Origin of the sequence: Bradyrhizobium sp. LA2.1, from assembly GCF_040547725.1 — a bacterium.
In the GTDB taxonomy this organism is placed as follows: Bacteria; Pseudomonadota; Alphaproteobacteria; order Rhizobiales; family Xanthobacteraceae; genus Bradyrhizobium; species Bradyrhizobium barranii.
In genome coordinates, this window is the sequence record NZ_JBEPQI010000002.1 from 314,805 (window position 1) to 328,662 (window position 13,858).

The window sequence follows — 13,858 nt, forward strand, 5'->3', positions numbered from 1 at the left end:
ACAGGAGGATCAAGCCGCCGCCGGGGATATGGCGGAGGTGACGGCGGCCCGGCCGGCAATCGCGCGGCTAGAACAGCCGTCCGCCGTTCGGCACAGGCTTGCTCGGCTGCACCAGCACGACCTTGCCCTCGGCATCGGGGAAGCCGAGCGTCAACACCTCCGAGACAACAGGGCCGATCTGGCGCGGCGGGAAGTTCACGACGGCCGCGACCTGCTGCCCCACCAGCGTCTCGAGCGGATGATTTTCGGTGATCTGGGCCGAGCTCTTGCGCACGCCGATCGCGGGACCGAAGTCGATCCACAGCCGCCAGGCCGGCTTGCGCGCCTCCGGGAACGGTTTTGCATCGACGATGGTGCCGACGCGGATATCGACCGCGAGGAAGGTGTTGAAGTCGATGGTTGGCGACACGGCCGCGGCGGGATCGTGAGTGACGTGCATTGATGTGTCCGTTCGGAGAGCGAGGTTCGTTCGCAATGTTGTCGCGCGAACCGGAGTTTCGTACAACGCTGCAGTCATCCAACGACGCATGCGCGAGGAAGGTCTTGCCCAACATCATCTACGGCATCAAGAACTGCGACACCATGAAGAAGGCGCGCGCCTGGCTCGACGCCCATGGCGTCGCCTATGAGTTCCACGACTACAAGGCCGTGGGCGTCGAGAAGGACAAGCTCAAGCAGTGGAGCGACAAGGCGGGCTGGGAGACGCTGCTCAATCGCGCCGGCACGACCTTCAAGAAGCTGCCGGATTCCGACAAGGAAGGCCTCACCGAGAAGAAGGCGCTGGCGCTGATGCTAGCGCAACCATCGATGATCAAGCGGCCGGTGCTCGAAGTCGGCGGCAAGCTTCTGGTCGGCTTCAAGCCGGATATCTATGCCAAGGAAGTCAAGGCCAATTAGGTCAAGGCCAAGTAGGTCAAGGCCAAGTAGGTCGGCGCCAGATCGCGCTGACCCCTAACTCAGCTCGACGATCTCGGTGGTGACGCCGGGCTGATCGGCGAACTCGACGACGTCGGCCGCAGCGATCCGGCCGGGAGCGCGATGGAAGAGATCGCGGTCGATCACCGCGCGCAGTTTCGGGCGCGGCAGCGCGTCATTTCCGCGCATCAGATTCTTGATCTCGAAACCGCCGTCCTCGCAGAACGTCTTGAGCGAGGCGATCACGTGGCAGACCTTGCCGTCGGTCTGGAACGGCAGCAGCAGCCGTTCATAGGCAACCACGCGGCCGTAGATGTCGTCGACGTCGGCCACGCTGTAGACCGGAAGTCCGCGTGCCACGCATTCATAATAGATCGGCATCACGAAGGGTGCGAGTCGCGGCCCGATATAGTCGTCGAGCAGAACGCCCTTGCCGGTCTGTCCATAGGCGCGCGAGATGCGCGTGCCTTCGCTCTGGATGATGAGGCGCGGCGTCGGCGCCGAGATGTCGACGGTATAATAGATCAGATCGGACAGCTCTTCCTCGATCCGCGCGGGCTGATACTCCCAGATCGCCGGCACCATCTGCCCGCGCGCATAAAGTCGCAGCCACGTGTTCAGGAGATCACGCTGCCTGATCGACTTGACGACAGAAGGAGCCGCGCTTGCAAAATCCAAGGCAATTTCCAAGACAATATTCCCGACGCATAAAACCCGCGCATGATCCATGCGGCGGGAAAATTTTCTATGAAGGCTGGCGCGCGGGATGAAAGACCGTTAACGACGGCTTGATGACCGGTGCCTTGCGAACCGGGAGGCCGGGCAGGCGACATCAAAACGCGTCCGACTAAGGGAGCATAAGCCTCCCGGCCGGAGACCTGATCTGCTCAGCTTTCCGCCTTGCCTAACCCCCGTCACCTCCGGCATATTCCGCGCCCGGAGGCGACGTTCCGGGACAGGCTCCAAGGCCCCCGGAAAGCCGAAGTAACTAAGGACAGCCACGCGTATTGTGCGGGCAGGGGGAAATCTGTTTGGCCGATGAGTTCATTCTCGAAACGGAAGGCTTGACCAAGGAGTTCGCGGGCTTCTTCGCCGTCCGCGACGTTGCGCTCAAGGTTCGCCGTGGGAGCATTCACGCGTTGATCGGCCCGAACGGGGCGGGTAAGACGACGTGCTTCAATCTTTTGACCAAGTTCCTCAAACCGTCCGCCGGCAAAATTCTGTACAAGGGGCAGGACATCACGGCGATGGCGCCGGCCGACGTGGCGCGCCTGGGACTGGTGCGATCATTCCAGATCTCGGCGGTATTTCCGCATCTCACCGCGCTGGAAAACGTTCGCGTCGCGCTTCAGCGCCAGCACGGCAGTTCCTTCGATTTCTGGCGCTCCAAGTCGGTGCTCAACCGCTTCAACGATCGCGCGCGTGAACTGTTGAACGATGTCGGCCTCAGCGAGTTTGCCAATACGCCCGCGGTCGAGATGGCCTACGGCCGCAAGCGCGCGCTCGAGATCGCAACGACGCTCGCGCTCGACCCCGAGATGATGTTGCTGGACGAGCCGATGGCCGGCATGGGCCACGAGGACATCGACAAGATCGCGGCGCTGATCAAGCGCATCTCCGCGAAGTACACCATCCTGATGGTCGAGCATAATCTAAGCGTCGTGGCCAATCTCTCCGACATCATCACCGTGCTGACGCGCGGGCAGGTGTTGGCGCAAGGCCATTACAGCGAACTAACCAAGGACGAGCGCGTCAAGGAAGCCTATCTGGGAGCCGGTCATGCGTGAGACTGCAACCGCGGACGCTCCCGCAAAAGCCGCAACCGGCGGCAACATCCTCCAGGTCCGCAACCTGGAAGCATGGTATGGCGAGTCCCACATCCTGCACGGGATCAATTTCGACGTGAACGCGGGCGAGGTGGTCACGCTGCTCGGCCGCAACGGCGCCGGCAAGACGACCACGCTGAAGTCGATCATGGGCATCATCGGCAAGCGGACCGGCTCGGTGAAGTTCAACAACCAGGACATCATCCGCGCGACCTCCGACAAGATCGCGCGGATGGGCATCGCGTTCTGCCCGGAGGAACGCGGCATTTTCTCCAGTCTCGATGTGCGGGAGAATTTGTTGCTACCGCCGGTGGTTCGCCCGGGCGGATTGCCACTCGAGCAGATCTTCGATCTGTTTCCGAATCTGAAGGAACGTCTCAACAGCCAGGGCACCAAGCTCTCCGGCGGTGAGCAGCAGATGCTCGCGATCGCGCGCATCCTGCGCACCGGCGCGAGCTTCCTGATGCTGGACGAGCCGACCGAAGGTCTTGCGCCTGTCATTATCCAGCAGATCGGCCACACCATTGCACGGCTCAAGAAGGAGGGTTTTACCATCCTCCTGGTCGAGCAGAACTTCCGGTTCGCATCCACCGTCGCCGACCGCTATTACGTGGTCGAGCACGGCAAGATCATTGACGGATTTTCCAATTCGGAGCTTGCCGCCAACATGGACAAGCTCCACACCTATCTCGGCGTCTGAGACGGCCAAGCGTCAAACGGCCACGAGAAAATTCACGAGGGAAGTAGCATGAAAAAGTCGATTGCGTCGTTTCTGCTCGGCACGGCGTTGGCCGTCACCACGGCTGGCGTAGCCTTTGCGCAGGACAAGACCGTCAAGATCGGCGCGCTGTCCGATCAGTCCGGCCTCTACGCCGACCTCGGCGGTCCCGGCTCGACGCTCGCCGCCCAGATGGCCGTCGAAGATTCCGGCCTTGCGGCGAAGGGCTGGAAGATCGACATCATCTCCGGCGATCACCAGAACAAGCCCGACATCGGCACCGCGATCGCGCGGCAATGGTTCGACGTCGACAAGGTCGACATCATCGTCGACGTGCCGAACTCCGGCGTGGCGCTCGCCGTCAACAACGTCATCAAGGAAAAGAATGGCGTCTACATCAACTCGGGCGCCGCGACCTCGGACCTCACCAACGCGCAGTGCTCGCCCAATACGGTGCACTGGACCTACGACACCTACATGCTGGCCCACACCACGGGTCAGGCTCTGGTGAAGGCCGGTGGCGACAGCTGGTTCTTCCTGACCGCGGACTACGCCTTCGGTGCGGCGCTCGAGCGCGATACCACGGCCGTGGTCACCGCCAACGGCGGCAAGGTCGTCGGCGGCGTCAAGCATCCGCTCAACACGCCCGACTTCTCGTCATTCCTGCTGCAGGCGCAGGCGTCCAAGGCCAAGATCATCGGCCTTGCCAATGCCGGCGGCGACACCACCAACTCGATCAAGCAGGCGGCCGAGTTCGGCATCGTCAAGGGTGGCCAGAAGCTCGCGGCGTTGCTGCTGTTCCTGACCGACGTCAAGGCAATCGGTCTCGAGACCGCGCAGGGCCTCAACTTCACCGAGACCTTCTACTGGGACATGAACGACCAGACCCGGGCGTTCTCCAAGCGCTTCTCCGACAAGATGAAGAACAATGCCCCGCCCACCATGGTGCAGGCCGGCGTCTATGCGGGCGTGCGTCATTATCTCAAGACACTGGAAGCGCTCGGCGGCAATCCCCATGACGGCGTCAAGGTCGTCGAGAAGATGAAGTCCTTGCCGACGGAGGACGACCTGTTCGGCAAGGGTGAGATCCAGCCGAACGGCCGCACCATCCACAGCGCCTACCTGTTCGAGGTGAAGAAGCCCTCGGAGTCCAAGGGGCCGTGGGACTTCTACAAGCTGGTCGGCTCCGTGCCGGGCGACCAGGCATTCACGCCGCTGTCCGAGAGCAAGTGCGCGCTCTTGAAGAAGTAAGATAACCGCCCGCAGGCCATCAGGCCTGCGGGCGACTCTCAGGCAACGCCGAAGGGACCGGGTGCGGGATCGATGCAGGCTCTTTACGCTCAGCTACTGGTGGGATTGATCAACGGCTCGTTCTACGCGCTGCTCAGTCTCGGGCTTGCCGTGATCTTCGGCATGCTCAACATCATCAATTTCGCCCACGGCGCGCTCTACATGATGGGCGCGTTCGTTGCCTATTTCCTGCTGAGCCTCGGCGGCATCAACTACTGGTGGGCGCTGCTGATCGCGCCTGTTATCGTCGGCATCTTCGGCATGATCCTGGAGCGGACCATGCTGCAATGGCTGACCGGGCTCGACCACCTCTACGGCCTGCTCCTGACCTTTGGCATCGCGCTGATCGTGCAGGGCGTGTTCCAGAACTATTTCGGCTCCTCCGGTCTGCCTTATGCCATTCCGGACCAGCTCAAGGGCGGCATGAATCTCGGCTTCATGTTCCTGCCGATCTATCGCGGCTGGGTCGTCATCTTCTCGCTGGTGGTGTGTATCGCCACCTGGTTCCTGATCGAGAAGACGCGGCTCGGTGCTAACCTGCGCGCTGCCACTGAGAATCCGACGCTGGTGCGCGCTTTCGGCATCAACGTGCCGCGCATGATTACGCTGACCTACGGTCTCGGCGTCGGCCTTGCCGCGCTCGCCGGTGTGCTCTCGGCGCCGATCAACCAGGTGCGGCCGTTGATGGGCGCCGACCTCATCATCGTCGTGTTCGCGGTGGTCGTGATCGGCGGCATGGGATCGATCATGGGCTCCATCATCACCGGCTTTGCGCTCGGTGTGATCGAGGGCCTGACCAAGTATTTCTACCCCGAGGCCTCCAACACCGTCGTGTTCGTGCTGATGGTGCTGGTGCTCTTGGTGAAGCCAACGGGACTGACGGGGAGGGCGGCCTGATATGACAGCCTTGACGGACGACACGCTGCCGGTAACCCCGCGCGCGATGCGTGACGAGATGGTCGTGTTCGTGGTGATGGCGCTGCTGCTGGCGTCGGTGCCCTTCACGGGCGTCTATCCGTTCTTCGTGATGCAGGCGCTGTGCTTTGCGCTGCTTGCCTGCGCCTTCAACCTGCTGATCGGCTATGGCGGCCTGTTGTCGTTCGGCCACGCAATGTTCATGGGCACCGCCGGCTATTGCAGCGCGCACGCGCTGAAAGTGTGGGCGTTGCCGCCGGAGCTCGGCATCCTCGTTGGAATCGTCGCGGCGTTCGGGCTGTCGCTCATCACCGGCTATATCTCGATCCGCCGCCAGGGCATCTATTTCTCGATGATCACGCTGGCGCTGTCGCAGCTCCTGTACTTCATCTACCTCCAGGCGCCGTTCACCCATGGTGAGGACGGCATTCAGGGCATTCCGCAGGGGCGGATGTTCGGCTTGCTCGATCTCTCCAAGCCGACGGTGCTTTATTACGTCGTGTTGGCCGGCTTCCTCGCCGGCTTCCTGCTGATCTACCGCATCATCAACTCGCCGTTCGGTGAAGTGCTGAAGTCGATCCGCGAGAACGAGCCGCGCGCGATCTCGCTCGGCTACCGGACCGACCAATATAAATTCCTGGCTTTCGTCCTGTCCGGCACGCTGGCCGGCTTTGCCGGATCGCTGAAGGTGTTCGTGGCGCAGAATGCCTCGCTCACCGACGTGCACTGGACGATGTCGGGCGAGGTCGTGCTGATGACGCTGGTTGGCGGTCTCGGCACCATCTTCGGCCCCGTGGTTGGTGCCTTCGCGATCATCGCCATGCAGCAATATCTGGCGGGTTTTGGCCAATGGGTGACGGTGATCCAGGGCTCGATCTTCGTGGTCTGCGTGCTCACCTTCCGCCGCGGCGTCATCGGCGAAATCGCTCATTACTTCCGGCGCTCGCTCTAAGTCGTTGATATCGCACCAATTTCATTGGTGCGCGAATCCGGTGGATGATCCTGCTTCGCGGGCGTGAGATGACACGCGCGCGGGGTGGAAATGGTCTATGACAGTTTCATGACGGTCCGTTCGGGCCGGGCCATTTCCAACCGGTAGCCTATCCCCATGATGCGATGGTTTCGCGCTTTCCTGCCCAAGGAAGAACGGTTCTTCGACCTGTTCGACCGCCATGCACAGACGGTGATCCAGGGCTCGATCGCACTCCAGGGCATGCTCAACGGGGGCGAGGAGACGCCGGTCTACTGCCAGCGTGTCAACCAGTTCGAGAACGACGCCGACAACATCACCCGTGAGGTGCTGACGGCGGTGCGCCGCACCTTCATCACCCCCTTCGACCGCGGCGACATCAAGAACCTGATCACCTCGATGGACGACGCCATCGACCAGATGCAGCAGACGGCCAAGGCCGTGATGCTGTTCGAGGTCCGCACCTTCGAGCCGCCGATGCGGGAGATTGGCGGACTGCTGATCGAATGCGCCAATCTCGTGGGGCGTGCGTTGCCGCTGATGCAGTCGATCGGCCCGAACGTCGCGATGCTGACCGCGATCACGGAAGAGCTGGGCAAGCTGGAGGGCCGGGTCGACGATCTCCATGACATCGGGCTGAAGGAGCTGTTCCTCAAGCACCGTGATGGCAGCGCGATGGATTTCATCGTCGGCGTCGAGATCTACGACCACCTCGAAAAAGTCGCCGATCGTTTCGACGACGTCGCGAACGAGATCAACAGCATCGTCATCGAGCAAGTTTAGGGCAGGGGTCGCGCCGTGGATGCTGCGCTCGGACTTCCTGTCCTCGTCGGCTTGATCGCCGTCGCGCTGCTGTTCGACTTCCTGAACGGCCTGCACGACGCCGCCAATTCGATCGCGACCATCGTGTCCACCCGCGTGCTGCGGCCGCAATTCGCGGTGCTCTGGGCCGCGTTCTTCAATTTCATCGCCTTCATGGTGTTCGGGCTGCATGTTGCCCAGACCATCGGCACCGGCATCATCGATCCCGCGGTCGTCGACGCCCAGGTGATTTTCGCGGCGCTCGTCGGCGCGATCGTCTGGAACCTGGTGACCTGGGGGCTCGGCATCCCGTCCTCCTCCTCGCATGCGCTGATCGGCGGTCTCGTCGGCGGCGGCATGGCCAAGGCGGGGATCTCGGCGGCGGTGTGGAGCGGCCTGTCCAAGGCGGTGCTGGCGATCGTGCTGTCGCCGCTGGTCGGCTTCCTGCTCGCGATGATGCTGGTCGCGATCGTGTCCTGGCTCTCGGTGCGCTCGACGCCGTTCGCGGTCGACCGCGCCTTCCGCATCCTGCAATTCGCTTCCGCCTCGCTCTATTCGCTCGGCCATGGCGGCAATGACGCCCAGAAGACCATGGGCATCATCGCCGTGCTGCTCTATTCGCAAGGGCATCTCGGCGGTGAATTCTCGGTACCGTTCTGGGTGGTGCTGTCCTGCCAGGCCGCGATGGCGCTGGGCACGCTGATGGGCGGTTGGCGCATCGTCCGCACCATGGGCCTGCGCATCACCAAGCTGACGCCGATGCAGGGCTTTTGCGCCGAAACCGGCGGCGCCGCGACCCTGTTCATGGCGACCTTCCTCGGCGTTCCCGTCTCGACCACCCACACCATTACCGGCGCGATCGTCGGCGTCGGCGCGGCCCGCCGCGTCTCGGCGGTGCGTTGGAACGTCGCGAGCTCGATCGTCTATGCCTGGGTGATCACGATCCCGGCCTCGGCCATTGTCGCGGCGCTGACCTGGTGGGCGGTCCAGATTTTCGTCAGGTGACGAATTTCAGCCCGGCGATGCCGGCGACGATCAGCCCAATGCTGGCGAGGCGGAACGCGGTGGCCGGCTCGCCGAACAGGATGATGCCAAGCGCGGCGGTACCGACCGCGCCGATGCCGGTCCAGACCGCATAGGCGGTTCCAACGGGCAGTGATTTAAGAGCAAGTCCGAGCAGGATGACGCTGCCGGCCATCGCCGCGAGCGTGATGACGGACGGAACAAGCTTGGTAAAACCCTCGGTGTATTTCAGGCCGATCGCCCAGGTAATCTCGAGAAGACCGGCGACGAACAGGATGCTCCAGGCCATGACGACCCTCCATTCAAGGCAGGGTCGTCCCCGCGGCGGATATGCTGATGAGGGGGGAGGCCGTCCTCCCCGGGAGCGGATATGGGGCTGGCCGTAGGGCTCCGCAATCACCACATGAGGCTTGATCAGGCCCATTTTCCCTGCCAAACGCTCCCGCCATGTCCGACATCGCCATATCAGCCGACTCGCCGGCCCGTTCCCCGCTTGCCACCGAGGTGGCGCGGCGGCGCACCTTCGCGATCATCTCCCACCCGGACGCGGGCAAAACCACGCTGACCGAGAAACTGCTGCTGTTCGGCGGCGCCATCAATCTCGCCGGCCAGGTCAAGGCCAAGGGCGAGCGGCGCAACACCCGTTCGGACTGGATGAAGATCGAGCGCGAGCGCGGCATCTCGGTCGTGACCTCGGTCATGACCTTCGAGTTCGAGGGGCTCGTGTTCAACCTGCTGGACACACCGGGCCATGAGGACTTTTCGGAGGACACCTACCGTACGCTCACGGCCGTCGACTCCGCTGTCATGGTGATCGACGCCGCCAAGGGCATCGAGGCGCGCACCCGAAAGCTGTTCGAGGTCTGTCGCCTTCGGGATATCCCGATCATCACCTTCATCAACAAGATGGACCGCGAGAGCCGCGACGTGTTCGAGCTGCTCGACGAGATCGAGAAGACGCTGGCGCTCGACACCACGCCGATGACCTGGCCGGTCGGCCGCGGCCGCGATTTCCTCGGCACCTATGACGTCGCCAATGGCGGCGTGCGCCTGCTCGAAGGCGGCGGCGCCAAGACCGGCGCGGCCCAGCAGATCGAGATTGCGGAACTGGCCAAGCTCAACGCCAATCTCGACGTCTCCGCGGTGAAGGACGAGCTCGAGCTCGTCACCGAGGCTTCGAAACCGTTCGAACTCGCCGCGTTTCGCGAGGGCCATCTGACGCCGGTCTATTTCGGCAGCGCGCTGCGCAATTTCGGCGTCGGCGACCTCCTGCAAGGTCTCGGCAAGTTCGCGCCGGAGCCGCGCGCGCAGGAGAGCGACCAGCGCAAGGTCGAGGCGACCGACCCGCGCATGAGCGCCTTCGTGTTCAAGATCCAGGCGAACATGGATCCGAACCACCGCGACCGCATCGCCTTCGCGCGCCTGTGCTCCGGCAAGCTCAGCCGCGGCATGAAGGCCAAGCTGGTGCGCACCGGCAAGAGCATGCCGCTGTCGAGCCCGCAATTCTTCTTCGCGCAGGACCGGTCGGTCGCGGACGAAGCCTTCGCCGGCGACGTCGTCGGCATTCCCAATCACGGCACGCTGCGCATCGGCGACACCCTGACCGAGGGCGAGGATTTCACCTTCGTCGGCGTACCGAGCTTCGCGCCGGAAATCGTCCGCCGCGTGCGTCTCACCGACGCGATGAAGGCGAAGAAGCTGAAGGAAGCGCTTCAGCAGATGTCCGAAGAGGGCGTTGTGCAAGTGTTCCGCCCGCGCGACGGCGCACCGGCGCTGGTCGGCGTGGTCGGCGCGCTCCAGCTTGACGTGCTGAAGGCACGGCTTGAGGCGGAATATTCGCTGCCCGTCGAGTTCGAGGTCAGCGAGTTCCAGCTCGCCCGCTGGGTCTCATCCGAAGATCGCAAGAAGCTCGACACTTTCATCGCCGCCAACACCTCGAGCATCGCCGACGATGTCGACGGCGATCCCGTGTATCTGGCGAGAAACGAGTTCTATCTCGGCTACGCCAGGGAGCGCGCCGAGGGCATCGAGTTCACGAACGTCAAGGACGTCAAGAAGAAGGGGTAGGGCGCTCTCTGCGCGCTGCTGCGTGGCCGCACTCCGCTGTCATTCCCCGCGAAGGCGGGGAATCCAGTACGCCGCAGCCTCTCGATTCCATCACCGCCGTCTCGGAGTACTGGGTCGCCCGGTCGAGCCGGGCGACGACACCGGAGCTAAACGCGAGCATGTGAACAGCCGCAGGCTTGACGCGTTCGTTGGCAATGCCACGTTTGTGCGTGTGACATTGTGAGCTCGCATCATGTGGCGCGGCATCCTCGTTTTCCTCCTGTTGGCGATATCGACGGTTGCCGCCGATGCGCAGCGCCGCCAGATCAATCCGATCCCGTTTTCGCATGAGCCGTGCAGCGTGCTCGCCGGCCGGCCCTGCACGCCGTACTATTGCAGCCCGCTCGAGCCCGGCCCCTGCATTCCCGAGATCGACTACCCCTACGGCCAGAATCTCCAGCTCACGATCGAAACCGTGCCGGCGGAGGCAGATCGCTCGAAATATCAGAGGCCGGATCACGATCTCGATACGATCGGCGATCTCTTCGCCGAGCTGCGCACCTGCTGGTCGCCGCCATCGGACAATGCGCGCGCGGGCATGCAGATGGCGGTGCGCTTCAGCTTCAACAAGGCAGGCGGCATGATCGGTCCGCCGCAGCTGACCTATGCGACCGCGGGCGTCCCGGCCGATACCCGAACGACCTATCTCAACGCGATCAATTCATCGCTGAAAGCCTGCCTGCCGCTCAAATTCACCAGCGGCCTCGGGGGCGCGCTGGCTGGGCGTCCGATCGCGATCCGCTATGTCGATAATCGCGAGCTTGGAAAATAGCTCTATCCCCGCATCTTGAGGACTGCGCTTGCGCGGGTCTCGCAGGATGAAGGCCGCGCTGTTGCAGACCCGAGCCTGCACGCCTGACCATGAGGCGTCAGAGTTGCGACCCGCGCCCAATCGATGATACGCCATGGGCGGGGGCGCTAGTTGAGGGGAGGATGTCGTGGGTCTGCTGGTCATGATCCTGGGGCTGATGCTGTTTTTTGCGGCCCATGTTTTCACAACGAAACGAGAGGCGCGCGCGCAGGCGATCGCGAGACTGGGCGAGGGGACCTACAAGATCCTCTATGCGGCCGTCTCGCTTGCGGGACTGGCGCTGATCATCTGGGGCTTCGCCCATTATCGCGCTGCCGGAATGATCCCGGTTTGGGAGCCGCCGGTCGCATTCAAGCACATTACAGTCGCGCTGATGCTGCCCGCGGTCATCCTGGTGGTGGCGTCCTACTTGCGCGGGCGCATCTATGCGACGCTGAAGCATCCGATGCTGGCGGGCATCAAATTGTGGGCGGCCGCGCATCTGCTCGCCAATGGCGATCTCGGCTCCATCATCCTGTTTGGCTCGTTCCTGGGCTGGGCCGTGTACGACCGCATCTCGCTGAAGCATCGCACCGATGGCGGCGGCCCGCCGATTCCGGTGGGTGGGGTCACCAATGATCTGATCGCAGTTGCAGTCGGTGTCGTCGCTTATCTCGCGCTGGCCTTCGCATTCCACCCGGTTGTGATCGGCGTTCCCGTCATGGGAGGCTGACGACAGCCGATCAGCGCAAGACGGTTCCGCGCAGCCGTGCGCGGAACGTGACAAGCAACAGCCGAGGGCATCCCGATGGACTGGTCGCAATCTCAGATCCCGCCGATGCGGTTCGAGGCGCGCTTCGGCGATCGGGTGGTGCCGGCCTTCAGCGACCGGCCGGCGAGCCTGTGGGCGATGATCGCGGACGCTTGCGCCCGCAATCCGGACGGCGAAGCGCTGATCGCAGGCGATCTCCGGTTGAGCTGGCGGCAGGCCGTGGAGCAGGCCGCGCGGATCGCGGCGGGCTTTCGCAAGCTCGGCCTGCAGCGCGGCGATCGCGTCGCGATCTTGCTCGGCAATCGTATCGAATTTCCGCTGCTGCTGTTTGCCGCCGCGCATGAGGGGCTGGTGACGGTGCTGCTCGGCACGCGCCAGCAGAAGCCCGAGATCGCCTATGTCCTCGCCGATTGCGGCGCCAAGATCCTGATCCATGAAGCGGGGCTCACCGGGCGGCTGCCCGATGCGCTTGATGTCCCCGCTGTCATCCACCGCATCGCCGTCGACAGCAATCAGGCCCTGTCGCGTTTCGCCGTGCTCGCCGACAACGTCCCGGCATCGGCGCCGGTCGAGATCGGCGAGGAGGACACCGCGATGATCCTCTACACCTCGGGCACGACGGGCAAGCCGAAGGGCGCGATGCTCGCCCATTGCAACATCGTCCATTCCTCGATGGTGTTCGTCTCCTGCCTGCAATTGACGGAAGCGGACCGCTCGATCGCGGCGGTGCCGCTCGGCCACGTCACCGGCGTCGTCGCCAACATCACGACGATGATCCGCTGCGGCGGCGCGCTGATCATCATGCCGGAGTTCAAGGCTGCCGATTATCTCAGGCTCGCCGCGCGCGAGCGCGTCACTTACACGGTGATGGTGCCGGCGATGTACAATCTCTGCCTGCTCCAGCCCGATTTCGACAGCTACGATCTCTCGAGCTGGCGCATCGGCGGCTTTGGCGGCGCGCCGATGCCGGTCGCGACGATCGAGAAGCTCAAGGCGACGATTCCCGGCCTGAAGCTCGCGAACTGCTACGGCTCGACCGAGACGACGTCGCCCTCGACGATCATGCCGGGCGAGCTGACCGCGAGCCACATCGACAGTGTCGGCCTGCCGTGTCCCGGTGCCCACATCGTCGCGATGGGAGCGGATGGACGCGAGCTGCCCGCTGGCGAGATCGGCGAGCTCTGGATCCAGAGCGCCTCCGTCATCAAGGGCTACTGGAATAACCCGAAGGCCACGGCCGAAAGCTTCACGGGTGGCTTCTGGCATTCCGGTGATCTCGGCTCGGTCGATGCGGAGGGGTTTGTCCGCGTGTTCGACCGGCAGAAGGACATGATCAATCGCGGCGGCCTGAAGATCTATTCGGCCGAGGTCGAGTCCGTGCTGGCCGGCCACCCCGCCGTGGTCGAGAGCGCGATCATTGCCAAGGCCTGCCCGGTGCTGGGCGAGCGCGTCCACGCCGTGGTGGTGACGTGCGCCCCGGTGACTGGAGAGGCCTTGCGCGCCTGGTGCGCGGAGCGGCTGTCCGACTACAAGGTCCCCGAAACCATGGCGATCACCCCCGAGCCGCTGCCGCGCAATGCCAACGGCAAGGTGCTGAAGCGGCAGCTGCGGGAGCTCCTGGGAACCTGAGCCGGGCAGGCCGGCTCCGGGCTATCCCGGGGTGGTTAACGCCTTGATTGGGCTCGCTTTGCCTTGCCACCGCCATATCGTTAGGGTACCCCGCCGCCACGTG

Annotated in this window: 15 protein-coding genes; 12 read left to right on the forward strand and 3 right to left on the reverse strand. The window is 63.7% G+C overall.

From position 1 onward, the window contains the following. Positions 1 to 67: 67 nt before the first annotated feature. A complete protein-coding gene (locus ABIB95_RS04410; protein ID WP_282522214.1) occupies positions 68 to 439 on the reverse strand; it encodes a tRNA-binding protein in 372 nt (123 codons plus the stop codon). Positions 440 to 543: 104 nt separating this feature from the next. Here ABIB95_RS04410 and ABIB95_RS04415 point away from each other — a divergent pair, with 104 nt between their 5' ends. Then, entirely contained in the window at positions 544 to 897 is a 354-nt protein-coding gene (locus ABIB95_RS04415; RefSeq protein ID WP_354238032.1) for an ArsC family reductase, read from the forward strand. A gap of 54 nt (positions 898 to 951) precedes the next feature. Here the strand turns inward: ABIB95_RS04415 and ABIB95_RS04420 are convergent, their stop codons facing one another. Then, entirely contained in the window at positions 952 to 1,644 is a 693-nt protein-coding gene (locus tag ABIB95_RS04420; protein WP_354238033.1) for a hypothetical protein, read from the reverse strand. A gap of 302 nt (positions 1,645 to 1,946) precedes the next feature. Here ABIB95_RS04420 and ABIB95_RS04425 point away from each other — a divergent pair, with 302 nt between their 5' ends. The 7 genes from ABIB95_RS04425 (at position 1,947) to ABIB95_RS04455 (ending at position 8,440) form a co-directional block, all read left to right on the forward strand. Next, complete coding sequence (locus ABIB95_RS04425) at positions 1,947 to 2,702, forward strand: ABC transporter ATP-binding protein (RefSeq protein WP_063983735.1); 756 nt, start codon at positions 1,947 to 1,949, stop codon at positions 2,700 to 2,702. Continuing rightward, the gene (locus ABIB95_RS04430; protein ID WP_063983734.1) at positions 2,695 to 3,441 is read left to right on the forward strand and encodes an ABC transporter ATP-binding protein; all 747 of its coding nucleotides are present in this window, start codon (positions 2,695 to 2,697) and stop codon (positions 3,439 to 3,441) included. Before ABIB95_RS04425 ends, ABIB95_RS04430 begins: the two co-directional genes overlap by 8 nt. A gap of 48 nt (positions 3,442 to 3,489) precedes the next feature. Beyond that, entirely contained in the window at positions 3,490 to 4,710 is a 1,221-nt protein-coding gene (locus ABIB95_RS04435) for an ABC transporter substrate-binding protein (RefSeq protein ID WP_354238034.1), read from the forward strand. Between the two features lie 72 nt (positions 4,711 to 4,782). Then, positions 4,783 to 5,646: a branched-chain amino acid ABC transporter permease gene (locus ABIB95_RS04440; RefSeq protein ID WP_063983732.1), complete on the forward strand. Its 864-nt coding sequence runs from the start codon at positions 4,783 to 4,785 to the stop codon at positions 5,644 to 5,646. 1 nt (position 5,647) lies between these two features. Next, the gene (locus ABIB95_RS04445; protein WP_071914733.1) at positions 5,648 to 6,616 is read left to right on the forward strand and encodes a branched-chain amino acid ABC transporter permease; all 969 of its coding nucleotides are present in this window, start codon (positions 5,648 to 5,650) and stop codon (positions 6,614 to 6,616) included. Between the two features lie 156 nt (positions 6,617 to 6,772). Continuing rightward, the gene (locus ABIB95_RS04450) at positions 6,773 to 7,417 is read left to right on the forward strand and encodes a DUF47 domain-containing protein (protein ID WP_014495845.1); all 645 of its coding nucleotides are present in this window, start codon (positions 6,773 to 6,775) and stop codon (positions 7,415 to 7,417) included. Positions 7,418 to 7,432: 15 nt separating this feature from the next. Further along, complete coding sequence (locus tag ABIB95_RS04455) at positions 7,433 to 8,440, forward strand: inorganic phosphate transporter (RefSeq protein ID WP_008143644.1); 1,008 nt, start codon at positions 7,433 to 7,435, stop codon at positions 8,438 to 8,440. On the opposite strand, the gene sugE is transcribed toward ABIB95_RS04455, so the two are convergent. After that, positions 8,433 to 8,747: a quaternary ammonium compound efflux SMR transporter SugE gene (sugE, locus tag ABIB95_RS04460; protein WP_014495844.1), complete on the reverse strand. Its 315-nt coding sequence runs from the start codon at positions 8,745 to 8,747 to the stop codon at positions 8,433 to 8,435. The genes ABIB95_RS04455 and sugE overlap by 8 nt on opposite strands. Positions 8,748 to 8,905: 158 nt before the next feature. On the opposite strand from sugE, the gene ABIB95_RS04465 reads away from it, so the two are divergent. The 4 genes from ABIB95_RS04465 (at position 8,906) to ABIB95_RS04480 (ending at position 13,755) form a co-directional block, all read left to right on the forward strand. Further along, positions 8,906 to 10,525, forward strand: a complete 1,620-nt coding sequence (locus ABIB95_RS04465) for a peptide chain release factor 3 (protein ID WP_085402821.1) — start codon at positions 8,906 to 8,908, stop codon at positions 10,523 to 10,525. 232 nt (positions 10,526 to 10,757) lie between these two features. Beyond that, positions 10,758 to 11,336, forward strand: a complete 579-nt coding sequence (locus ABIB95_RS04470) for a UCP034077 family protein (RefSeq protein WP_166095795.1) — start codon at positions 10,758 to 10,760, stop codon at positions 11,334 to 11,336. 166 nt (positions 11,337 to 11,502) lie between these two features. Beyond that, positions 11,503 to 12,087, forward strand: a complete 585-nt coding sequence (locus ABIB95_RS04475) for an NnrU family protein (RefSeq protein WP_063983728.1) — start codon at positions 11,503 to 11,505, stop codon at positions 12,085 to 12,087. Positions 12,088 to 12,162: 75 nt separating this feature from the next. Then, a complete protein-coding gene (locus tag ABIB95_RS04480; RefSeq protein WP_354238035.1) occupies positions 12,163 to 13,755 on the forward strand; it encodes a class I adenylate-forming enzyme family protein in 1,593 nt (530 codons plus the stop codon). Positions 13,756 to 13,858: the final 103 nt, after the last annotated feature.

Coding starts and splice junctions, on each gene's coding strand:
- ABIB95_RS04410 (WP_282522214.1), bottom strand. CDS start 439: ATGCACGTCACTCACGATCCCGCCGCGGCCGTGTCGCCAACCATCGAC.
- ABIB95_RS04420 (WP_354238033.1), bottom strand. CDS start 1,644: ATGGATCATGCGCGGGTTTTATGCGTCGGGAATATTGTCTTGGAAATT.
- ABIB95_RS04430 (WP_063983734.1), top strand. CDS start 2,695: ATGCGTGAGACTGCAACCGCGGACGCTCCCGCAAAAGCCGCAACCGGC.
- ABIB95_RS04435 (WP_354238034.1), top strand. CDS start 3,490: ATGAAAAAGTCGATTGCGTCGTTTCTGCTCGGCACGGCGTTGGCCGTC.
- ABIB95_RS04440 (WP_063983732.1), top strand. CDS start 4,783: ATGCAGGCTCTTTACGCTCAGCTACTGGTGGGATTGATCAACGGCTCG.
- ABIB95_RS04445 (WP_071914733.1), top strand. CDS start 5,648: ATGACAGCCTTGACGGACGACACGCTGCCGGTAACCCCGCGCGCGATG.
- ABIB95_RS04450 (WP_014495845.1), top strand. CDS start 6,773: ATGATGCGATGGTTTCGCGCTTTCCTGCCCAAGGAAGAACGGTTCTTC.
- sugE (WP_014495844.1), bottom strand. CDS start 8,747: ATGGCCTGGAGCATCCTGTTCGTCGCCGGTCTTCTCGAGATTACCTGG.
- ABIB95_RS04465 (WP_085402821.1), top strand. CDS start 8,906: ATGTCCGACATCGCCATATCAGCCGACTCGCCGGCCCGTTCCCCGCTT.
- ABIB95_RS04470 (WP_166095795.1), top strand. CDS start 10,758: ATGTGGCGCGGCATCCTCGTTTTCCTCCTGTTGGCGATATCGACGGTT.
- ABIB95_RS04480 (WP_354238035.1), top strand. CDS start 12,163: ATGGACTGGTCGCAATCTCAGATCCCGCCGATGCGGTTCGAGGCGCGC.